Below are 21,471 nucleotides of genomic sequence, written 5' to 3'. Positions count from 1 at the left end.
TAGGAAAGCCGTGCATAATGCGCGGCTCGCTGTGCCCGGATCGCTCCGGATGGCGGTACCCAGCGCAATGGGGTTGCCGGCCTGTTCCAGCGTAAGTTCTTGATTCCCAACGTTGCGTGACAGCCCTGCGCTGTCGGGGCCGCCGCTCCCCAGGCTATGGGTGGCAATTCATTTATCGAGGTGCGTAATGTCCCGCGTATGCCAAGTGTCCGGCAAGCGTGTGCAGACGGGTAACAACGTCTCCCACGCAAACAACAGAACCCGTCGTCGCTTCCTGCCCAACCTGCACGAGCGTCGCTTCTGGGTTGCCAGCGAAAACCGCTGGGTGAAGCTCCGTGTTTCCGCGCATGCATTGCGCACCATCGACAAGAACGGCATCGATGCCGTTCTGAAAGAGCTGCGTGCGCGCGGCGAAAAGGTCTGAGGAGTAAGCAGTCATGGCAAAAGGCAAGCGTGACAAGATTCGTATGATTTCCTCGGCCGCTACCGGCCACTTCTACACCACGGACAAGAACAAGAAAAACACGCCGGGGAAGATGGAAATGATGAAGTACGACCCGGTCGTGCGTAAGCACGTGATGTACAAGGAAGGCAAGATCAAGTGATCGACTGATCGCTGGATCCGCTTTCAAGCAAACACCCGCCGCAAGGCGGGTGTTTGCGTTTGTGGGGTTGGGGAATGGTGTTGATGCGTGCAGGTGCCGATGGCAGTGTGATTTCCACTACCGGGTTGCCAGCCAAGCCCAAGAGAAACAAAGGTGCGTGATAAAGCCCCTCTCCCCTCGGGAGAGGGGTTGGGGTGAGGGTACGGGGCGAAGCCTCGCAATTATTCTGACTGCACGAGGCTTCGCCCGTACCCTCATCCGCCCTACGGGCACCTTCTCCCCCATAAAGGAGGACAATGTCCCGACGGGAGAAGGGGACACGGCTACAGCCCACGCGCACGCAATTGTGCGTCCAGCCGTGGATACACCCGCCGCGCATTGCCCTCGAACACCTTGTGCTTGTCGGCATCGGAAATCGCCAGCGCATCGATGTAGCGTTTGGTGTCGTCGAAATAGTGGCCGGTCTGCGGATCGATGCCGCGCACTGCGCCGACCATTTCCGAGCCAAAAAGGATGTTGTCGATGTCGATCACCTTGAACAACAGGTCGATGCCGGGTTGGTGATACACGCAGGTGTCGAAGAACACATTGCCCATCACATGCGTTGACAGCGCAGGCTTGCCCAGCATGTCGGCCAGGCCGCGAAAACGGCCCCAGTGATACGGCACCGCACCGCCGCCGTGCGGAACGATGAAGCGCAGCTGCGGAAAATCGGTGAACAAATCGCCTTCGAGAAACTGCATGAAGGCCGTGGTGTCGGCATTGAGGTAATGCGCGCCGGTGGCATGGAAATTGGCATTGCAACTGCCGGAGACATGCACCATCGCCGGGACGTCGAGTTCGACCATTTTTTCGAAGAACGGATACCAGGCGCGGTCGGTCAGCGGCACACCGTTCCAGTGCCCGCCGGACGGGTCGGGATTGAGGTTGCAGCCGACGAAACCCAGCTCGTTGACGCAACGTTCCAGTTCGGCGATCGCGTGCGCGATCGGCACGCCCGGTGATTGCGGCAGCTGGCATACGCCGATAAAGGTCTGCGGATACAGCTGTACCACGCGGGCAATCAGGTCGTTGCAGTGGCGCGTCCACGCCTGGCTCACGGCTTCGTCGCCGATGTGATGCGCCATGGTGCTGGCGCGTGGCGAAAAGATCGTCATGTCGGCACCACGCTCGCGCAGCAGGCGCAGTTGGTGCATCTCGACACTTTCGCGCAGCGCATCGTCGCTGATGTGCGGATACACCGGCACAGGCGCTTGCGCATCGTTGTAATGCGCGATCTGCGCCTTGCGGAACGCATCGTGCGCGGCAGGCGCGGTGGTGTAGTGGCCGTGGCAGTCGATGATCATGGCGATGGTGGGTGCGTTGCAGCGGAAGCGGTGCGCCAGCGATTGCCTGCGCGCAAGGTGGGGCGGCCGGGGGCACGGACGCTGCAGGTCCCGACGGATGTGGCGGTCCCAATGCGCAGATCGGCACGGATCACGACGCGCTGCGTGTCAATGGCCTGCTCAGGCGGTCCATACGCACACGTGCCGCTGCGATGGCGGCCGCGGCAGCTCGGCGATGCAACGGCACGTTCAGCCATACAGCTCACCATCGAACAATTTGCGCGCCGTGCGGACCACCGCGGCACCGACCACGCTGCCCTGCGCATCGAGCTCGATCAGGCAACTGCTCGCACCGCTGGGATGTTCGACGTCCAGCCGCTGGCTGCGCCCGCCAGGCACCTGCGCCAGCGCGTAGGCGGGCGAGCTGGGCAGCAGGCAGGCGGTAGCGACGGTCACCGCACCCAGCACGCCTATGGAGGCATGGCAGCGGTGCGGGATGAACGAGCGCACGCTGATGGCACCACCGGCGCGCGGCGCGGCGACCAGCATCATTTTCGGCACTGTGGCAGTGCCTACATCGCCCAGATGCATCAACGGGCCTGCCTGCAGACGCAGCGTTTCCAGGCGCGCCCTGAGCGCAGCATCGGCGTCGAGCGTGGCGCGGTCTTCGTAACCGCTGATGCCGACATCGCTGGCGCGTAGCACCACGCAGGGCATGCCGTTGTCGATCAGCGTGACCTGCAGGCCGTCGAGCGTGTCCACCGCATGCCCGCTCGGCAGCAGCGCGCCGCACGAAGAGCCGGCGATATCGGCGAATGCCAGCGCGATCGGCGCGGCCGTGCCGGGGACGCCGTCGATGCGGGCATCGCCGTCGTACCGCACCGTGCCACCGGGCGTCTGCACGGTGGCGGTGGCCAGGGTGCCGGTGTTGCGCATGAAGATGCGCACCTGGGTCTGGCCATTGCGCGTGGGCAGCAAGCCGCGTTCCAGCGCGAACGGGGCAACGCCGGCCAGCAGGTTGCCGCAGTTCTGTGCATCGCTGACCTGCGCGTGTTCCACCGCGACCTGCAGGAACAGATAGTCCACGTCGGCATCGGCACGCGTCGAGCGCGACACCACGGCGACCTTGGACGTCAGCGGGTCGGCGCCGCCCATGCCGTCGATCTGGCGCGCATCCGGCGAGCCGTAGGCGCGCAGTAAAAACGCGTCGCGCGCGGCGGTGTCGGCGGGCAGATCGTCGGCCAGAAAGAATCCACCCTTGGAGGTGCCGCCGCGCATCCACATCGCGCGCACGCGCTCAGACATAACGCAGGCCTTTGGCGGCCAGACGTTCGCGCATCGCATAGATGTCCAGGCCAAGTTCGCCGTTTGCCAGGCGTTCGCGCTTGCGCAGCTCGCGTGCCTGGCGCGCCTGTGCCTCGGTCAGCACCTCGGCAGCGGTGGCACGCGGCACCACGCAGACTCCATCGTCGTCGGCCACCACCACATCGCCGGGCTGGATCAGTTGCCCGGCGCACACCAGCGGCACGTTGACCGAGCCGAGCGTCTCCTTGATGGTGCCCTGCGCGCAGATGGCGCGGCTCCAGGCGGGGAACTGCATGGCAGTGAGATCGCGCACATCGCGCACGCCGGCGTCGATGATCAGGCCGCGACATCCGCGCGCCTGCGCCGAGGTGGCCAGCAGGTCGCCGAAGTAGCCGTCGCAACAGTCGCTGGTGGGCGCGACCACCAGCACATCGCCTGCATGCAGTTGCTCGATGGCCACATGCATCATCCAGTTGTCGCCGGGCGGAATCGACACGGTGACCGCGGTGCCGGCGATGCGGCAGCCGGCGTAGATGGGACGTAGCCGATGGTGCAGCAGGCCGCTGCGGCCCTGCGCTTCGTGCGCGGTGGCCACGCCGGCCTGCGCCAGCCCGTCGACGATGGCCAACGGCGTCCGCTCGATCCGGGTAACGACCTGGCTCATCCATCCATCCTCGTTAAGAGTGCGCCGAGTCTGGCTGGCCGAAGCCAGCTGGCTCAAGATTCATTTGAGGTATGCATATTGGTTTTGCTTATAGTTAGAGCATGCAGCCGATCCCGGAACCAAATCTGCGTCACCTTTACGCGCTGGTCGTGGTGCACCAGGCCGGAAGCATCAGCGCGGCGGCGCCGCGGGTGAATCTGTCGCAGCCGGCGCTGACCCAGGCGGTGGCGCGATTGGAGCAGCACCTGGGCGTGCGTCTGTTCGACCGGCACCCAGGTGGCATGTCGGCCACCGAGGCTGCCGGGTTGCTGGTGCCGCGTATCGAGCGGGTGCTGGCGCATCTGGCACGGGGGATCGGGGTCGCGCGGCGTGCGCTGCGCCTGCCGGCGCGCCCTGGCCTGGAGCGGCGGGTGTCGCTGGGCCAGCTGCAGGCCTTGGTGGCGGTGGATGCGGCAGGCAGTTACGCGTTGGCGGCGGTGCGCGCCGGCGTTTCGCAGCCGGCGATCTATCGCGCGGTGCAAGCGCTGGCCGATTTAATCGAAGTGCCGTTGACGGTACGCCGCGGCAAGACCATGCAGCCCACGCCGGTGGCGCTGCGGCTGCTGCGGCAGGTGCGGCTGGCGCTGGCCGAGTTGCGCGCCGGGCTGGACGAGGTGGCCGCGTTGCGTTCCCAGCACGCCGGGCGCCTCACCCTGGGGGTGATGCCGCTGGCGCGCGCCATCCTGTTGCCGCAGGTGCTGGCGCGGTTTGCGCGTGCCCATCCGGGGGCCAGCGTCCAGGTGGTCGAGGGCCCGTACGAGCAATTGCTGGCGCGTCTGCGCGAGGGCGGCCTGGATCTGTTGATCGGTGCGCTGCGCGACCCGTTGCCGGTGCGCGATGTGCTGCAGGAGCCGTTGTTCGACGACGAACCGGTGATCGTGGCGCGTAGCGGTCACCCCTTGGCCGGGCAGGGCTACGCGTTTGCGCAACTGCGCGATTACCCCTGGGTGATCGCTGCCGCCGGCACGCCGGTGCGCGCGCGCTGGGAGCAGCTGTTCGGCGACCACCAGCTGGAGCCGCCGCCGGTGCGTATCGAATGCGGCGCCGAATTGACCGTGCGTGGCCTGCTGCTGGAAGGCGACTGGTTGACCTTGATGTCGCGCGACCAGTTCCTGTTCGAGCGCCGCGCCGGCCTGCTCGAGGAAATCGGCAGCGCCGGGCCGCTGCTGCGCCGGCAGATCGGCATGACCACGCGCAGCGACTGGTATCCCACCCGGATGCAGTCGGCCTTCGTGCAGACGTTGCGGCAGGTCTGCGCCGAACGCGTGCAGCCGGCCGATGCGCAGGGCGGGCCGTTTCGTTATTGCCCCCCTGTCTATGCACCGCCGTTGCGTTTGCGCGCGGCCAAGTCAGAATCGGATTCCTGATGAAAACGGACCACTGATGCTGCCCGATTGGGTCACAGGTACCTGGCTGCTGGCGCTGGACTGGGCGATCCGCCTGGCCGCGCTGCTATGGATTCCCGCCCGCACCACGCCGGGTGCGGCGCGCAGCTGGCTGCTGTTGATCGGCTTTGTGCCAGTGGTCGGCCTGCCGCTGTACCTGTTGTTCGGCCACCCGTGGTTGTCGCGGCTGCGGGTGGAGCGGCAAGCCACCGCTTCGCAGGTGATTCGCGAACAACAACTGCCCTTGCATGCGTTGCGCTGGATGCCGCAGGCAGACACCAGCAGTGCCGAAGTGGTGCCGCTGATCGAACGCGAGGGCGATTTCATGCCCACCCTGGGCAACGCGGTGGAATTGCTCGACGACTACGCGCAGTCGTTGCAGGCCCTGATCGCGGCGATCGACGCGGCCGACAAACGTGTGCACCTGCTGTACTACCTGATGTTCGACGATGCGGTGGGCGAGGCGGTGGTGGCGGCGCTGGAACGCGCCAGCGCGCGCGGCGTGCGTTGCCGCGTGCTGCTGGATGCGGTGGGCGCCAAGCGCGGCCTGCGCCGTTACCGCAAGCGCCTGCGGGACGGCGGCGTGCAGGTGCTGGCGGTACTGCCGGGCGGCCTGCGCTGGCGTCGCAGCGGCCGCATGGATCTGCGCAACCATCGCAAGATTGCGGTGCTCGACAACCGGGTGGCATTTGTCGGTTCGCAGAACCTGGCCGAAGCCGGCTTCATCCCTGGCGTGCCCAATCGCGAACTGGTGGCACGCGTGCGCGGGCCGGTGGTCAATCATCTGGAAGCGGTGTTCGCCAGCGACTGGTTCACCGAAACCGGAGAGCGGCTGGACGTGTGGCCCGATGCACCGGTGTGCGAGGCCAATATCGCGACGCAGTTGCTGCCCAGCGGGCCGGCGTACCCGTTCGAAAATGCGCGCGATGCGATCAATGCGGTGATCCATCTGGCGCGGCGCAAGGTGGTACTGGTCACGCCGTACTTCGTCCCCGACGAAGCCTTGCTGAGCGCATTGCGCATCGCCGCCGTCTCGGGCGTGGACGTGCAGCTGATCCTGTCCGAGCACAACAATCAACGCCTGGCCGCGTGGGCGCAGGAAGCCTATTTCGAAGAACTGCTGCGTTGCGGGGTGAAGATTTCGCTGTATCGCCCGCACTTTCTGCACGCCAAGCACCTGAGCATGGATGAAGACATCGCGCTGGTGGGCTCGATCAATCTGGACATCCGCTCGTTCGCGCTCAACGCCGAGATCGGCATGCTCTGCTACGACACCGGGGTGGTGCAGCGGTTGCGTGAGATCGAGCAGGATTATCTGGCCAACGCGCGGCAACTGACGTTGGAACAGTGGCGTCGCCGCCCGGCCTGGCGCCGCAGTCGCGAGGGCATTGCGCGGCTGGCCGACGCGTTGATGTAGGGCGCCTGGGTCAATCCAGGCGCATGACCTGAAAGACGTTGCCCTCCGGGTCGCGGCCGTCGTACATCTGGTACGCAAAGCCGGGGTAACGTTTGAGCTCGCCCACCTGCACGCCTGTGTGCTGCAGTTGCGCACGATGCGCGACCAGATCGCTGGTCATCGCAAACACCAGTTTGGTGGTCGCGTGTGTCGCATCCGCGACAGGAGCCAGCGCATGCGTCGACGGCCGCTGCCGGTAGGCTTGGCCCACCCGATGCAGCGCCAGCTCGATGCCGCCAGCTGCGAGCACCACCCACTCGTCGGCAATTTCCTCGGTGACCGGGAGCGCGAAGTGGGTCTGGTAGAACGCCTTGATCGCCGCCACATCGTGGACGTAGAGGATGAGCCTGACCAGGGTGATGGACATGTTGCAGATTCCCCAAGGGCGCGTGCCGATGCTGATCAACCAATCGTAAGCGCCTGGCATGCAGGGCGTGTGGGAGGCGTTGACACACACCGCGCTTGTGATGCCGTGAAGACAATCACTGCCGGCGTCGGCCTGCGGGTATTGCGCATGCATCGCCTACAATGTCGACATGAATACACTGCGTGATCCCGGCGATGCCGTCATCGCCATCGTCGGTGGTGGCGCGTCCGGTGTGCTGGTGGCGCTGCAGCTGCTGCGCCAGGCCGCAGCGCCGTTGCAGATCGTCATGATCGAGCCGCATGCGGCGCTTGGCGAAGGCGTGGCGTATTCCACCGCGCGCGGCGAACACCTGCTCAATGTGCCGGCTGCGCGCATGAGTGCGCTGCCGGAACTGCCTCACGACTTTGTCGATTACCTGCGCGCGAACGCCTGTTGCCCCGAACTGGACGATGCGCAGTTGCCGCAGCAGTTCGTGGGGCGTCGGCACTACGCGCCGTATCTGCGCGACCGCCTGCAGGCGGCGCGTGCGCACAGCCCGGCGACGCTGCGCGTCCACCCCGCACGCGTGCAGGCGCTGCAGCCCAATGCCGGTGGCGCACTGTTGCAGCTGGACGATGGACAGGTGCTGCAGGCGAGCGTGGTGGTCTTGGCAGTGGGCAATGCGCTGCGACCGCTGCCGCTGCGGGGTGCCACCGGGCTGTCGCACGCGCAGCGTGTCGAAGCCTGGGAGACCGAGGCGGTGGCAGCGCTGCCACCGGACGCGGCCGTGTGCATCGTCGGTTCGGGCTTGAGCATGGCCGATACCGTGATGACGCTGGCAGCGCAGGCGCATCGGGCAAGCGTGCACGTGGTGTCGCGGCATGGCTTGCTGCCGTTACCGCAGGCGCACGGCGGCGTGGCGCTGTTCGATCCACAGCCGCTGCTGACCATGCCGCTGCGCGCACGCATGCGCACACTGCGCCAGCACGCGCGTGCCGCCGCCGCGCAGGGCCTGCCATGGCAGAGCGTGATGGAGCGCATCCGGCCGTTGAGCCAGGCGTTATGGCAGACGCTGTCGGTTGCCGATCAGCGTCGTTTTCTGCGGCATGTGGTGCGCTACTGGGACGTGCATCGGCATCGCATCGCCGCAACGGTGCATGCGCAGCTGCAGGCCATGCAGGCAAGCGGGCAGCTGCAGGTGCATCGCGCACGGCTGGACGTGGCCTTCGAGGTGGGTGCTTGCGTGCGCGTGAGCGCCGGGTTCGCCAGCGCCGGACATGCCTTGCAGCTGGATGTGCAGACCCTGGTCAATGCCACCGGCGTGGAAATGCGGGTGCAGGCGATGCGCAACCGGCTGCTGCAGCAATTATTGGGGCAGGGCATTGCAGTGGCCGGTCCACACGGGATCGGCGTGGACACCGGCCCCGATGGCAGCCTGATCGATGCCGATGGACGTACGCAGCCGCAGTTGCGGGTGATCGGCAGCCTGCGTATCGGAACGCTGTGGGAAAGCCTGGCGGTACCGGAGTTGCGCGAGCAGGCTGCGGCGATTGCGCGGGATGTGCTGGTGCTGCTGGGGCGGTGATGGGCGTTGTTCCCTTCTCCCGCTGGGAGAAGGTGGCGCGAAGCGCCGGAAGAGGGTGCGAGCGAAGCCTCGTGTTACCGATCACTCGTAGTGGCTTCGCCCCGTACCCTCACCCCAATCCCCGCTCCGCGCCCAGCCCGCGCCAGCGGCGCGGCCGCTCAAAGGCACGCGCGCCTTCGGCACGCAAGCCGTGCCTTCTCTCCCCGAGGGGAGAGGGGCGGCTATCCGGCGAGCAATCACCACAATCCCAACCGCTTCATCGCAATCTCAGCCGCAGCGACGCCACAACCGGTAAAATGCGCCGGTGGATGTCTCTCATTTGCTCGATCATTTAAACCCCGCCCAGCGCGAGGCCGTTTCTGCGCCGCCGGGGCATTACCTCGTGCTGGCCGGCGCCGGCTCCGGCAAGACGCGCGTGCTGATCCATCGCATCGCCTGGCTCAACGAAGTCCAGGGCGTGCCCAACCACGGCATCTTCGCGGTGACCTTCACCAACAAGGCGGCCGGCGAAATGCGTCACCGCACCGACCTGCAGCTGCGCAATGGCAGCCGCGGGATGTGGATCGGTACATTTCACGGGCTGGCCCATCGCCTGTTGCGTCTGCATTGGCAGGACGCGCGGTTGCCGGAAGGCTTCCAGGTCATGGACAGCGACGACCAGTTGCGGTTGGTCAAGCGCGTGGTGCAGGCGCTGGAGCTGGACGAGAGCAAGTATCCGCCCAAGCAGATGAGCTGGTGGATCAACGAGCAGAAGGATGAGGGCCGCCGTCCGCAGCATATCCAGCCCGAGCCCAACGACGATTGGACCGAGGTGCGCCGGCAGGTGTATGCGGCTTATCAGGAACGCTGCGACCGCTCCGGGCTGCTGGATTTCGCCGAGTTGCTGCTGCGCGCGCACGAGTTGCTGCGCGACACCCCGGCCTTGCTGGCGCATTACCGTGCGCGCTTCCGCGAGATTCTGGTCGACGAGTTCCAGGACACCAACGCCATCCAGTACGCCTTCGTGCGCGTGCTGGCCGGCGAATCGGGCAATGTATTCGTGGTGGGTGACGACGACCAGGCCATCTACGGCTGGCGCGGTGCCAAGGTCGAGAATGTCCAGCGTTTTCTCAAAGATTTCCCCGGCGCGCAGACCGTGCGGCTGGAGCAGAACTACCGCTCCAGCGCCAATATCCTGGGCGCGGCCAATGCGGTGATCGCGCACAATCCGGACCGCATCGGCAAGCAGCTGTGGACCGATTCCGGCGATGGCGACCCGATCGATCTGTATGCGGCCTACAACGAAGTGGACGAGGCGCGTTATGTGGTCGAGCGTGCACGGCAGTGGGTGCGCGACGGCGGCAGTTATGGCGAAGTGGCGGTGCTCTACCGCAGCAATGCGCAATCGCGCGCGCTGGAAGAAGCGCTGATTTCCGAGCAGTTGCCGTACCGCGTGTATGGCGGTATGCGCTTCTTCGAACGTGCCGAAATCAAGGACGCGTTGGCTTATTTGCGCCTGCTCACCAACCGCAGCGACGACGCGGCGTTCGAACGCGCGGTCAACACGCCCACGCGTGGCATTGGCGACCGGACGCTGGATGAGGTGCGCCGGCTGGCGCGTGCCAGTGCGCTGTCGTTGTGGGAAGCGGCCATGTTGTGCACGCAGCAGAACACGCTGGCCGCACGCGCACGCAATGCCCTGGCCAGCTTCCTCAGCCTGATCGGCCAGCTGCATGCCGAAACCGGGCAGATGGAACTGGCCGAACGCATCGACCATGTGCTGATGCGCTCGGGTCTGCGCGAGCATTGGGCCAAGGAAAGCCGTGGCGGGCTGGATTCGGAATCGCGTACCGAGAACCTGGACGAACTGGTGTCGGTCGCCTCGCGCTTCACCCGCCCCGACGACGAAGACAGCCAGGGCATGACCGAGCTGGTCGCCTTCCTGGCCTATGCCTCGCTGGAGGCCGGCGAAGGCCAGGCCCAGGCTGGCGAGGAAGGCGTGCAGCTGATGACGCTGCATTCGGCCAAGGGCCTGGAGTTCCCCATCGTGTTCCTGGTCGGTCTGGAAGACGGCCTGTTCCCCAGCGCGCGCTCGTTGGAAGAGAGCGGGCGGCTGGAAGAGGAGCGTCGCCTGGCGTACGTGGGCATCACCCGCGCGCGGCAGAAGCTGGTGCTGTGCTACGCCGAATCACGCCGCATCCACGGCCAGGACAACTACAACGTGCCCTCGCGCTTCCTGCGCGAGATTCCGCGCGACCTGCTCAACGAAGTACGCCCCAAGGTGCAGGTTTCGCGCACTGCATCGCTGGGCGCGGCGCGCGGCGGCCCGGTGCATGGCATCGTGGAGACCGCGCCGATCAAGCTCGGCGCCAATGTCGAACACCCCAAGTTCGGCGGCGGCGTGGTAGTCGATTACGAAGGCGCTGGCGCGCATGCGCGCGTGCAGGTGCAGTTCGACGAGGTCGGCGCCAAGTGGCTGGTGATGGCCTACGCCAATCTGACTGTGGTGTAGGCGGCTCGGCACTCGTCAGCGATTGCGCGTTGTTCAGCAGGCGAGGGCGTCGTGCCGTTGCATTGTGCGTGCAGCAAGCAGAGCCGGCCGCTGCTGCACCTCATACGTCGAGCGAGATCGCATGACCATCCGTGACAGATGATCGATGGATGAAGCGTCGCCTCCGCTGCGCTGTTGCGCGCCTACATTTCCCAGCTGAAGCTTGAGTTGATCTGCTTGCCGTTCACGGCCAGTGTCGACCTGTTGGCGAGCACGACCAGGGTAAAGGGCGGCACGCGCGTGTCGTCGCCTGTGTAAATCAGGCGCAGGATTCTGCGTTTGGTATCGAACGTCCTGACCTGGAAATTGCCTCGCAACAACACGGCCTTGCTGTCGCCGGGGGCGTAGAAACGAAGACTGGCGATCACTGGTCGGGTGACGTGACCGATTTCGAAATCTATCCAGTATCCGCCGCCTTCGAATGAAAGTGAGGAAGTTGCGTGCGCAGAGGTGCTGAGGTAGGCCGACAGCAACAACGCAATGCAAGCGGCTACAAATCGTGTCATGACGTCATCCTTGAACGTGGTCGCACCGGAAGGGCACGGCCTGGAGTATCGATGCCGGCGCCGCGGCATTGCAACGGATGCGACAAGCGGTGAAATGGCGACACAGTCACCTCGCGGGTGAGGCCGGTGCTCGAACTCCCATTGGCGGTTTCCGGTGGTGAGCGCGTCAATCGCTTTAGCGAATAGGCAGATCGTGAGGTTCTGTAAGCCACTTTGAGCCGGCAATCGGGGCTATTGGTGCATCGCTCGATGCGTAGCGCGCTGCATCCATGCCACCCTGTCAGCAGTTCATTGCACAGGTACCCGGCGGCATGCAAACCGAAAAACAGAAGATGCTGGCAGGCGAGCTCTACAAAGCCACCGATGCGCAACTGCAGGCCGATCAAGCGGCGGCTGCGGCGTGGATGGAGCGCTACAACGCCACTGGCGCGCAGCCATCCACACAGCGGCATGCATTGCTGGTCGAGCGGCTCGCCGAGGTGGGTGCCGGTGCGGTGATCCGGCCGCCATTTCATTGCGATTACGGCTACAACATCCATCTGGGCGCGGGCGTGTTCCTCAATTTCAATTGCGTGATTCTGGATATCTGTCAGGTGCATATCGGCGAAGGCACGCAGGTGGGGCCCGCCGTGCAGTTCTACGCTGCCGATCATCCGCGCGATGCGGCCGGACGCGCCAGCGGGCTGGAGTTCGGACGGCCGATTCGCGTCGGGCGCAATGTGTGGATCGGTGGCGGGGCGATCATCCTGCCGGGCGTCAGCATCGGCGACGACGCAGTGATCGGTGCCGGTGCGGTGGTCACGCGCGATGTGCCGGCCGGCGCGACCGCCGTGGGCAATCCGGCGCGCGTGCGCGTACCCCGGGGTGCTGCCGATGAAGCGCCCACCGACTGAAGGCAACCAAGAAGCGCCGCGACCGAAGCTGTCAGGCGGACGTGGCCGCTGCGCAATGCAGCTCATACGCAAACAGGGCAGTTTTGAGCGCGTTACTGGCGCCGAGGTGATGGTGGCTCGTCAGCCAGATGAGCGGCTTGAAGCGCTACAGTCCGTGACGTGCAAGATTGATTTGTATCAAGGTCTGCGTTGTTGAGTGCTGTCAATCTCAAATCGCCGGCGCCGCTGCCGGTCCATCCGGGAGGTCATCATGTACAAACGAATCCTGATCGCCATTGATGCGTCCGAGCTGTCGCATCGCGGCCTGTTTCAAGGCCTGGAGCTGGCCAAGGCGACCGGTGCGAAAGTGGATATCGTCACCGTGTCCGAGCCGTGGGCGATGGGCATGTACGACGCAATGGGCTGGAGCGTGGGCTACGAGGCCAGCCCCGAATACCGCAAAGAGCGCGAAGCGGCCGCCGAAAAGATCCTGCGCCCGGCGCTGGAGCTGGCCGCCGCTGCCAACATCAAGGCCACGCCGCGGCATGTGCTGGATCGTTTCGCGGCCGAGGGCATCGTGCAGACCGCCAAGGACTGCAACAGCGATCTGATCATCATGACCTCGCACGGCCGCCGCGGGATGCAGCGCATGCTGCTCGGCAGCCAGACGGTGGAAGTGCTGACCCACAGTGCGATTCCGGTACTGGTCATTCGCTGATGCCGATGCCAGTGCCTTGCCTCACCTGGGCGCGTACCTGGGTGCGATGTGGCGCCCAGGTCATGCACTTCGTGCCCAGGCGCGCTCCTACGCAACTCAAGGTGCTTCGCTCTCCATCGGATCCAGTTTTGCCGCAAAGCGCGGGGCCGGTCGGGCGAGCCGGCGCAGTGCTTCGGTATGCACCAGCGGAGAGCCGTGCGTGGGTGTGGCTGCACCGCTGCGCATGGATGCGTACTCGGGTTGTACGTGCTGGCTCAGTTCGCGCATGAAGCGCCACATCGGCACGTAGTGACCACGCCGTGGTGCAGGAAGATGCGGCGCAGCGCGGCACTGGCGACGCCACTGCATGGGCGGCATGCCGAAGCGCTGCTGAAACGCGCGCTGAAACTGACGCTCGGACGCAAAGCCCATCTCGTAGAGCAACCAGGTCAGGCTGCAGTCCGGATAGGCCTGCAGGTAGCGGTGTGCGGTGCTTAGCCGCTGCTCGCGGATATAGCTGGCCACGCCGCCGCGCGACTGGAACAGGCGGTACAGCGATGCGCGCGATAACGCGAACGCGTGCTGCAACGACTCGGTGCCCAACTCCGCTTCGCCGATGTGCTGCTCGATATACGCCAGCAGGTCGATCATCAGCGGCGTGTGTGCCTCCCCGGCCGTGGATACGTGCGGAACGATGGCGCTGTAGTAACCGGTGCTGCTCATGCGGATGCTGCCTGCGGCCCACTCCCCGGGGCCTGTCCCCTGGTCAACCGAGAAAAGCAGCGCCAACCCATCACGCCTCTTTCACAAAGTCGGCGCTGGATCACGCATCCGTACCTGCCTGCGCACGATCGCGGCGATTGAGACGATTTGTCGGGTGAGCCCACGGGCGCATTTCTATCCTCGCCGCAGCGCTGAGGAAGCGTCATCGCACGGCCTGCCGCTTCGGTCCGCGTGGTGCACGGCGGTTGCGGGCTAGCCCGCGGCAGCGGCGTTGCACGCAGGCTGCAGGCATTCCGCCGGGCCGGCGACATCCAAGCCACATGGCAGCGCACGTGCACCGCACGCTGGCGCAACGGGCAAGCTCAATCGGAGATCAGGCATGGCCAGCAGTCAGAAGTTCATTGCCCGCAATCGGGCGCCACGGGTGCAGATCGAATACGACGTGGAGGTCTACGGCGCGCAGAAGAAGGTGCAGATTCCGTTCGTGATGGGGGTGATGTCCGATCTGTCCGGCGCCAATGCCGGTGAGCTGCCCTCGCTGGATGAGCGCAAGGCACTGGAGATCGACGTCGACAACTTCGACAGCCGCCTGCAGTCGATGCGGCCGCGCGCGCAATTCAAGGTGCCCAACACGCTCACCGGCGAAGGCGAGCTGGCGGTGGATATCACCTTCGAAAGCATGGACGATTTTTCGCCGGCCGCCATCGCGCGCAAGGTTGCGCCGCTGGCCAAGCTGCTGGAAGCGCGCACGCAGCTTGCCAACCTGGACACCTACATGGACGGCAAGGCCGGTGCAGAGCAGCTGATTGCCAACGCCATCCGCGACCCGGCGTTGCTGCAGTCGCTGGTGTCGGCCGCCAAGCCTGCCTCCGAACCGGAAGGAGCCTGACGCCATGTCCGCGACCGAAGCCGCACTGGCCACCAGTAGCACCGAAACAACCGAACAGGGCGACTTTGCCGCGCTGCTCAATCGCGAGTTCCGCCCCAAGAGCGAACGCGCCAAGGAAGAAGTGGAATCGGCCGTGCGCACGCTGGCCGAGCAGGTGCTCAACCGCAGCGATGTGGTCAGCGAAGACGTGTCGCAGACCATCAAGGCCTATATCGCCGAGATCGATCGTGCCCTCACCGAGCAGCTCAACCAGATCCTGCATCACGCCGATCTGCAGCAGCTCGAAGGCGCCTGGCGCGGCCTGCATTACCTGGTCAACAACACCGAGACCGACCAGCAGCTCAAGATCCGCGTGCTGAACATCAGCAAGAAGGAACTGGGCAAGGTGCTCAAGCGCTACAAGGGCACCGCCTGGGACCAGAGCCCCATCTTCAAGAAGGTCTACGAGCAGGAATACGGCCAGCTCGGTGGCGAACCGTATGGCTGCCTGGTCGGCGATTACTATTTCGACCAAAGCCCGCCGGATGTGGAACTGCTCAACGGCATGGCGCAGGTGGCTGCTGCCGCGCATGCACCGTTCATTGCCGCGGCCGCGCCCAAGTTGATGGGCATGGACAACTGGAGCGAGCTCTCCAACCCGCGCGACCTGGCGAAGATTTTCTCCACGCCCGATTACGCCGCATGGCGCTCGCTGCGCGAATCGGAAGATTCCAAGTACATCGGCCTGGCCATGCCGCGCACGCTGTCGCGTCTGCCTTACGGCGCGGCCACCAGCCCGGTGGATGAATTCGATTTCGAAGAAGACACTGCCGGCGCTGACTCGTCCAAGTACACCTGGCAGAACGCTGCCTATGCGATGGCAGTGAACATCAATCGCTCGTTCAAGCAGTACGGCTGGTGCTCGCGCATTCGCGGTATCGAATCCGGCGGCGCAGTGGAAGGCTTGCCCACCCACACCTTCCCCACCGACGACGGTGGCGTGGACATGAAGTGCCCGACCGAAGTGGCAATCACCGACCGCCGCTCTGCCGAATTGGACAAGATGGGTCTGATGCCGCTGGTGCATCGCAAGAACTCGGACATGGCCGCCTTCATCAGCGCGCAGTCGCTCAACAAGCCCGACGAATACGACGACCCGGATGCCACCGCCAACGCAGCGTTGGGCGCGCGCCTGCCCTACATGTTCGCGTGCTGCCGCTTTGCGCATTACCTCAAGTGCATCGTGCGCGACAAGATCGGTTCGTTCTCCGATCGCGAACAGATGCAGAGCTGGCTGACGCGTTGGGTCACCCAGTACATCGACGGCGACCCGTCCAACTCAAGCGAAGAAACTAAGGCGCGCAAGCCGCTGGCTGCCGCCGAGGTGGTGGTGGAAGAAGTGGAAGGCGCGCCGGGCTATTACAGCTCCAAGTTCTTCCTCAAGCCGCATTACCAGCTGGAGGGCCTGACCGTGTCGTTGCGGTTGGTCTCGCGCCTTCCCTCGGCCGCCAAGGCCTGATCCGACGCATTCGCGTCACGGGCACGACGCGAATGCGCGTCGCGCCACCTCGTGTTGTCACTCTCATTGAAGGAGCAGTTCCATGGCGTTCGACATGCACATCAAGTTCGGCAGCGGCAAGGTCAAGATCGAAGGCGCGTCCAACCACAAGAAGCACAAGGGCGAAATTCCGATCCTGGCCTGGTCTTGGGGCGCGAGCAATTCCGGCGACCTGCACACCGGTGGCGGCTCGGCCAGTGGTGGCAAGGCGCATATCCAGGACATCTCCATCACCAAGTACGTGGATGGTTGCTCCAACGCATTGCTCGATGCGGTATGCACCGGGGCACGTGTGGAAAACGCCTGGCTGTACGTCACCAATGCCACTGGCGAGCAGAGCGACTTTCTCACCCTGGAATTGAGCGAAGGCGTGCTGATTACCTCGTTGTCGACCGGCGGTTCCGGCGGCGAAGACCGCCTGACCGAAAACGTGACGCTGCACTTCGGCAAGTTCAAGTACGGCTTCCAGCCGCAGGACGACAAGGGTGCCGCCCAGGGTGGCGCGAAGGAATTCACCTACGACATCCAGGGTGTGGCCAAGGCCTAACACGAACGCAGGCAACCACGACGCCTTCGCCACGCAGGAGCGTTTGGGCGATGCAGTGCGGCACGCAGCACGCGTGTAGACGCTCGCGCTGCGCCGCCAAGCCGCCAAGCCGCCAAGCCGCCAAGCCGCCAAGCCGCCAAGCCGCCAAGCGGATGTTGGCGCTGTGACGTTGGCTGCCTCCGAAGGCGTTCATGCAATGACGGGCGGTGCCGCGCACGGCACCGCCACCTTCTTCGACAAGGAACCGCGCGATGGATGCCACCGCACAGACCCTGCTGGCCCAAGGCGAGCCGGCGCAGGCGTTGCAGCAACTGATCCAGCAGGTGCGCCGGCAACCGGCCGATGCAGCGCAGCGCGTGTTCCTGTTTCAGTTGCTGGCCGTCCTCGGGCAGTGGTCGCGCGCCGCAGACCAGCTGCGCGCCTGCGCTGAACTGGATGCCGCCACGCTGCCCTTGGTGCAGACGTACCTTGCAGTGCTGCAGGGCGAACAGACGCGCGCCGAGGTGTTTGCCGGCACGCGGCTACCGCATGTGATTGGCGAACCGGCCGAGTGGCTGGCAATGCATCTGCAGGCGCTGCAACTGGCGGCGCAGGGCCATGGCGAACAAGCTGCGGCGTTGCGGGCGCAGGCCTTCGAACGGGCACCCACCAGTGCGGGCGTGCTCGATGGCGAACGCTTCCAATGGCTTGCAGATGCCGATACCCGTTTCGGACCCTGCATCGAGCTCATGCTCGACAGCGGCTACGCCTGGGCACCGCTCAGCCACATCCAGCAGCTGCGCATGCAAGCGCCGCTGGATCTGCGCGACACCGTGTGGGCGCCGGTGAGCGTGCTATGGCGCAACGGCGGCCAGGCCTTCGGCTACCTGCCGGTGCGTTACCCCGGCAGCGAGCACCTGGATGCCGGCGAGCTGCAACTGGCGCGCCGCACCGAATGGACGCATGGTGCGCAAGGCGAAATCGGCCTGGGCCAGCGCATGTGGAGCACAGAGTCGCACGAGATTGCGCTGCTCGATGTGCGTGACGTGCAGTTCGACGCGGGCTGACACGCCATGGCCGAACTCACCACCACCGAACGCTTGCAGCCTTCGCTACTGGACCGGCTCACCGATGCCGCGCCCAGCCAGCGCGAAGAGAGCCGCGAGCAACGCGTGATCTCGGCCACGCGCCTGCGCGAATGCGTGATCCGCGATCTATCGTGGTTGCTCAATGCCGTAAATCTGGAAACTAGCCGCCCGCTGGAAGCGCACCCGCAGGTGCGCAGCTCGGTGCTGAATTACGGCATCCCGGACCTGGCCGGTGTTGCAGTGGCCGGCATCGATGCGGCAGCGCTGCAACAGCGCATCCGCGAGGCGATTCTGGCCTTCGAACCGCGGCTGATACCCGAGACGCTGCGCGTCAGTGTGCATGCCGATGCCGCACGCATGGACCGGCGCTCGCTGCTATTCACCATCGAATCGGAGATGTGGGCGCAACCGCTGCCGTTGAATCTGTATCTGAAGACCGCGCTGGACCTGGAAACCGGGCGGCTCGATGTCGTCGAAGGGCACGGCTGACGCCATGGACCCGCGCCTGCTGCCGTACTACACCCGCGAATTGCAGCACGTGCGCGACATGGGCGCCGAGTTCGCGCGCGAGTATCCCAAGATCGCCGGGCGGCTCGGTCTGGACGCGTTCGAATGTGCCGACCCGTATGTCGAGCGGTTGCTGGAAGGCTTCGCGTTCCTGGCCGCGCGCGTGCAACTCAAGCTGGACGCGCAATACCCGGTGTTCACCCAGCACCTGCTGGAGATGGTCTACCCGCATTATCTGGCACCGTTGCCGTCGATGGCGGTGGTGCAGTTGCAGCCGGATCTGAAAGACAGCGGGCTGGCAGCAGGCGTGGTGGTGCCGCGGCAAAGCGCGCTGCGCAGCCTGGTCGGCCCGGGCGAGCGCACCGCCTGCGAATTTCGCACCGCGCATGCAGTGAGCTTGTGGCCGTTGCAGCTGGCCGAGGCCAAGTATCTTGAATCGCCGGCCGCAGTGGCGGCTGCCGGCATCGCCTTGCCGCCCGGGCGCGTGGTGCGTGCCGGCGTGCGTCTGCGCTTTGAGCTGGTGGGTGGCGCGCAGACGCACGCGCTGGCGCTGGATCGGCTGCCGCTATTCCTGGCCGGCGCCGACGGCTTGCCCAAGCGGTTGTACGAACAGCTGCATGCCGATACCACCGCCGTGGTGGTGCGTGGTAGCGATGCCAGCGGTGGCACGCTGGAGATGACGCTGGGCGCCGATACCGTGCAGATGCGCGGCTTTGCCGACGACGATGCATTGATTCCCTACGACGGCCGTTCGTTCAGTGGCTACCGCCTGCTGCAGGAATACTTCGCCTGTCCGGAGCGCTTTCTGTTCGCAGAACTCACCGGGCTACGCGCGCCATTGCGGCGGTTGCACGGCAGCAGCTTCGAGGTGGTGGTGTTGCTGCAACGCAGCCTGCCGAGCCTGGCTGCGGCAGTGGGCGCCGAGCATTTCAAATTGTTCTGCACCCCGGCAATCAATCTGTTCCCGCGGCGTGCCGATCGCATCCATCTGCACGCCGGCCTGCACGAATACCACGTGCTGGCCGACCGCACCCGGCCGATGGATTTCGAGATCCATCATTTGGGCGAAGTGGAAGGCTTCGGCGATCGTCAGGAGCCGGAGCAACGCTTCGCGCCGTTCTATGGTGGCGACGCACGCACCTGGCATGCCCGGCATGGCGCGTTCTACAGCATGCGCCGCGAGCCGCGCATGCTATCGGCCCGCCAGCGCCGCGATGGCGCGCGGTCGAGTTATGTGGGCAGCGAAGTGTTCGTCAGCCTGGTCGATGCCGACGATCAGCCGCACAGAACGCGCCTGCGCCAGCTTGGGCTGCAACTGTGGTGCAGCAACCGCGATCTGCCGCTGCATATGCCGGTAGGCAAGGGCACCACCGATTTCACCATGGACAGCGGCGTGCCGGTGCAGAGCGTGCGCTGCGTGGCCGGGCCGACCAAGCCGCGCCCGGCGTTGTCGGATGGGCAGACTGCGTGGCGCCTGCTCAGCCAATTGCAGCTCAATTATCTCTCGCTCTTCGAAGACGGCCCCGACGGCGCCGCTGCGCTACGCGAGATCCTCACCTTGTACTGCGACCCGTTCGACGCATCCGCGCAGCGGCAGATCGAAGGCGTCAAGCAGGTGAGCGGCACACCGATCGTGCGGCGTATCCCGGTGCCTGGCCCGATCACCTTCGGCCGCGGCCTGGAGATCACGTTGACCTGCGAGGACGCCGCGTTCGAAGGCACCGGCGCCTTCCTGCTGGCTTCGGTGCTGCGGCACTTCTTCGCGCGCTATGTCTCGGTGAATTCCTTCACCGAAACCGTGCTGCGCACCACCGAACGCAACGAGGTGGCCCGATGGCTAGCCCAGCCCGGCACGCGCCCACGCCTGTGAGCGCCGCGGCTGCGGCGCTGGCCCAGGCGCTGCAGACCCGGCCACAGGATTTCAGCCCGTTCGCTGCCTTGCGCGCGATCGAGCGCTGCCATCCGCTGCAGCCACGCCTGGGTGAATCGACGCGCGCCAGCGACGATGTGCTGCGGCTGCGGCATGCGCCATCACTGGCATTCGCACCCCATGCGCTGCACCGCTACACACCGGCAACGCACGATCAGCCTGCCGCGCTGTACGGTCTGTTTTTAGGCCTGTTCGGTCCCAATGCACCATTGCCCTTGCACCTGACCGAATACGCCATCGAGCGTGCGCAGCAAGCCAAGGACGGCACCTTTGCCGCATTTGCCGATGTGTTCCACCACCGCATGCTGAGCCTGTTCTACCGCGCCTGGGCGCAGGCACAGCCCAGCGTGCAGGCCGAGCGCCCGGCGAGCGACCAGTTCCGTGCCTGGCTGGATGCACTGGTCGGCATCGCCAGCCCGCATCTGCGCGACCGCGACGCGTTGCCGGACGATGCACGTCGTTACTACGCCGGCCGTCTTGGCACCGCCACGCGCACGCCGGAAGGCTTGCGGGCACTGCTGCAGCAGTTGTGCGAATGGCCGGTGCAGGTACAGGAATTCATCGCCGAATGGATGCGCCTGCCGGCCGATGCGCACCTGCAACTTGGTCTGGGTCCGCGCAACGCGCGGCTGGGCGTGGACAGCGTGGTGGGCGCACACGTGCGTGGCGCCCAGCAACGCGTGCGCATCTGCCTGGGGCCGCTGCCGCGCCTGGCGTTTCAACGCTTTCTTCCGGGCGGCCAGGCGCTCAGGCAACTCACCGCTGCGGTGCGCAGTTATCTGGGCGACGAATTTGGCTGGGAACTGCAGCTGTTGCTCAAGGCCGACGAGGTCCCCACGCCGCACCTGGCGCGCAATAGCCGGCTGGGCCTGGATACCTGGCTCGGCCGTCGCGCCTGGAGCATTGCCGACGCCGACGAGGTGCTGCTGCGCCCATCGGGCTGACGCACACCGCTC

The 21,471-nt window shown here is 65.6% G+C and carries 21 protein-coding genes; 15 read left to right on the top strand and 6 right to left on the bottom strand.

Features of this window, described 5'->3' with window-relative positions:
- Positions 1 to 187: 187 nt before the first annotated feature.
- Positions 188 to 424 (top strand): 50S ribosomal protein L28, encoded by a 237-nt coding sequence (rpmB, locus tag ACDH77_RS19520; protein WP_002809459.1) that lies wholly within the window; start codon positions 188 to 190, stop codon positions 422 to 424.
- Positions 425 to 437: 13 nt separating this feature from the next.
- Positions 438 to 605, top strand: a complete 168-nt coding sequence (rpmG, locus tag ACDH77_RS19515; protein WP_002809462.1) for a 50S ribosomal protein L33 — start codon at positions 438 to 440, stop codon at positions 603 to 605.
- A 323-nt stretch (positions 606 to 928) separates the two neighbouring features.
- Here the strand turns inward: rpmG and ACDH77_RS19510 are convergent, their stop codons facing one another.
- The 3 genes from ACDH77_RS19510 to ACDH77_RS19500 all read right to left on the bottom strand — a co-directional run bounded on the left by ACDH77_RS19510 (position 929) and on the right by ACDH77_RS19500 (position 3,899).
- Positions 929 to 1,951: an amidohydrolase family protein gene (locus ACDH77_RS19510; RefSeq protein WP_372353608.1), complete on the bottom strand. Its 1,023-nt coding sequence runs from the start codon at positions 1,949 to 1,951 to the stop codon at positions 929 to 931.
- 228 nt (positions 1,952 to 2,179) lie between these two features.
- Positions 2,180 to 3,235, bottom strand: a complete 1,056-nt coding sequence (locus ACDH77_RS19505; RefSeq protein ID WP_372353607.1) for a 4-oxalomesaconate tautomerase — start codon at positions 3,233 to 3,235, stop codon at positions 2,180 to 2,182.
- Positions 3,228 to 3,899 (bottom strand): 4-carboxy-4-hydroxy-2-oxoadipate aldolase/oxaloacetate decarboxylase, encoded by a 672-nt coding sequence (locus tag ACDH77_RS19500; RefSeq protein ID WP_011349026.1) that lies wholly within the window; start codon positions 3,897 to 3,899, stop codon positions 3,228 to 3,230. The genes ACDH77_RS19505 and ACDH77_RS19500 overlap by 8 nt, the downstream gene beginning before the upstream one ends.
- Positions 3,900 to 4,000: 101 nt before the next feature.
- On the opposite strand from ACDH77_RS19500, the gene ACDH77_RS19495 reads away from it, so the two are divergent.
- The gene (locus ACDH77_RS19495) at positions 4,001 to 5,305 is read left to right on the top strand and encodes a LysR substrate-binding domain-containing protein (protein ID WP_031424861.1); all 1,305 of its coding nucleotides are present in this window, start codon (positions 4,001 to 4,003) and stop codon (positions 5,303 to 5,305) included.
- Positions 5,306 to 5,321: 16 nt separating this feature from the next.
- Positions 5,322 to 6,740: a cardiolipin synthase gene (gene cls, locus ACDH77_RS19490; protein ID WP_109290447.1), complete on the top strand. Its 1,419-nt coding sequence runs from the start codon at positions 5,322 to 5,324 to the stop codon at positions 6,738 to 6,740.
- Positions 6,741 to 6,750: 10 nt separating this feature from the next.
- Here the strand turns inward: cls and ACDH77_RS19485 are convergent, their stop codons facing one another.
- Complete coding sequence (locus ACDH77_RS19485) at positions 6,751 to 7,146, bottom strand: VOC family protein (protein ID WP_031424857.1); 396 nt, start codon at positions 7,144 to 7,146, stop codon at positions 6,751 to 6,753.
- A gap of 169 nt (positions 7,147 to 7,315) precedes the next feature.
- On the opposite strand from ACDH77_RS19485, the gene ACDH77_RS19480 reads away from it, so the two are divergent.
- Together ACDH77_RS19480 and uvrD are read left to right on the top strand one after the other, a co-directional pair.
- A complete protein-coding gene (locus tag ACDH77_RS19480; RefSeq protein ID WP_031424855.1) occupies positions 7,316 to 8,710 on the top strand; it encodes an FAD/NAD(P)-binding protein in 1,395 nt (464 codons plus the stop codon).
- A 304-nt stretch (positions 8,711 to 9,014) separates the two neighbouring features.
- The gene (uvrD, locus tag ACDH77_RS19475) at positions 9,015 to 11,201 is read left to right on the top strand and encodes a DNA helicase II (protein ID WP_031424853.1); all 2,187 of its coding nucleotides are present in this window, start codon (positions 9,015 to 9,017) and stop codon (positions 11,199 to 11,201) included.
- Positions 11,202 to 11,383: 182 nt separating this feature from the next.
- Here uvrD and ACDH77_RS19470 read toward each other — a convergent pair whose 3' ends face one another.
- The gene (locus ACDH77_RS19470; protein ID WP_031424851.1) at positions 11,384 to 11,608 is read right to left on the bottom strand and encodes a hypothetical protein; all 225 of its coding nucleotides are present in this window, start codon (positions 11,606 to 11,608) and stop codon (positions 11,384 to 11,386) included.
- Positions 11,609 to 12,057: 449 nt separating this feature from the next.
- Here ACDH77_RS19470 and ACDH77_RS19465 point away from each other — a divergent pair, with 449 nt between their 5' ends.
- Positions 12,058 to 12,639, top strand: a complete 582-nt coding sequence (locus ACDH77_RS19465; protein WP_031424849.1) for a sugar O-acetyltransferase — start codon at positions 12,058 to 12,060, stop codon at positions 12,637 to 12,639.
- Positions 12,640 to 12,889: 250 nt separating this feature from the next.
- Positions 12,890 to 13,336 (top strand): universal stress protein, encoded by a 447-nt coding sequence (locus tag ACDH77_RS19460; RefSeq protein ID WP_008572535.1) that lies wholly within the window; start codon positions 12,890 to 12,892, stop codon positions 13,334 to 13,336.
- Between the two features lie 96 nt (positions 13,337 to 13,432).
- Here the strand turns inward: ACDH77_RS19460 and tagK are convergent, their stop codons facing one another.
- Positions 13,433 to 14,104 (bottom strand): transcriptional regulator TagK, encoded by a 672-nt coding sequence (gene tagK / locus ACDH77_RS19455; protein WP_031424847.1) that lies wholly within the window; start codon positions 14,102 to 14,104, stop codon positions 13,433 to 13,435.
- A gap of 313 nt (positions 14,105 to 14,417) precedes the next feature.
- Here tagK and tssB point away from each other — a divergent pair, with 313 nt between their 5' ends.
- The 7 genes from tssB to tssG all read left to right on the top strand — a co-directional run bounded on the left by tssB (position 14,418) and on the right by tssG (position 21,459).
- Positions 14,418 to 14,927: a type VI secretion system contractile sheath small subunit gene (gene tssB, locus ACDH77_RS19450; RefSeq protein ID WP_008572540.1), complete on the top strand. Its 510-nt coding sequence runs from the start codon at positions 14,418 to 14,420 to the stop codon at positions 14,925 to 14,927.
- Positions 14,928 to 14,931: 4 nt separating this feature from the next.
- Positions 14,932 to 16,425 carry a type VI secretion system contractile sheath large subunit gene (tssC, locus tag ACDH77_RS19445; RefSeq protein ID WP_008572541.1) on the top strand — a complete coding sequence of 498 codons (1,494 nt, stop codon included), beginning with the start codon at positions 14,932 to 14,934 and terminating at the stop codon, positions 16,423 to 16,425.
- Between the two features lie 82 nt (positions 16,426 to 16,507).
- Complete coding sequence (locus tag ACDH77_RS19440; protein WP_008572542.1) at positions 16,508 to 17,011, top strand: Hcp family type VI secretion system effector; 504 nt, start codon at positions 16,508 to 16,510, stop codon at positions 17,009 to 17,011.
- Between the two features lie 251 nt (positions 17,012 to 17,262).
- The gene (locus ACDH77_RS19435) at positions 17,263 to 18,057 is read left to right on the top strand and encodes a type VI secretion system accessory protein TagJ (protein WP_109290448.1); all 795 of its coding nucleotides are present in this window, start codon (positions 17,263 to 17,265) and stop codon (positions 18,055 to 18,057) included.
- A gap of 6 nt (positions 18,058 to 18,063) precedes the next feature.
- The gene (tssE, locus tag ACDH77_RS19430; protein ID WP_008572544.1) at positions 18,064 to 18,567 is read left to right on the top strand and encodes a type VI secretion system baseplate subunit TssE; all 504 of its coding nucleotides are present in this window, start codon (positions 18,064 to 18,066) and stop codon (positions 18,565 to 18,567) included.
- A 4-nt stretch (positions 18,568 to 18,571) separates the two neighbouring features.
- Positions 18,572 to 20,455 carry a type VI secretion system baseplate subunit TssF gene (tssF, locus tag ACDH77_RS19425; protein WP_031424838.1) on the top strand — a complete coding sequence of 628 codons (1,884 nt, stop codon included), beginning with the start codon at positions 18,572 to 18,574 and terminating at the stop codon, positions 20,453 to 20,455.
- Positions 20,419 to 21,459 carry a type VI secretion system baseplate subunit TssG gene (gene tssG / locus ACDH77_RS19420; RefSeq protein ID WP_031424836.1) on the top strand — a complete coding sequence of 347 codons (1,041 nt, stop codon included), beginning with the start codon at positions 20,419 to 20,421 and terminating at the stop codon, positions 21,457 to 21,459. Before tssF ends, tssG begins: the two co-directional genes overlap by 37 nt.
- The last annotated feature ends 12 nt before the right edge of the window (positions 21,460 to 21,471 follow it).

It is taken from the genome of Xanthomonas axonopodis pv. maculifoliigardeniae, assembly GCF_041519315.1.
GTDB lineage: Bacteria > Pseudomonadota > Gammaproteobacteria > Xanthomonadales > Xanthomonadaceae > Xanthomonas > Xanthomonas euvesicatoria.
This window is presented reverse-complemented; position numbering and strand designations above follow the sequence as displayed.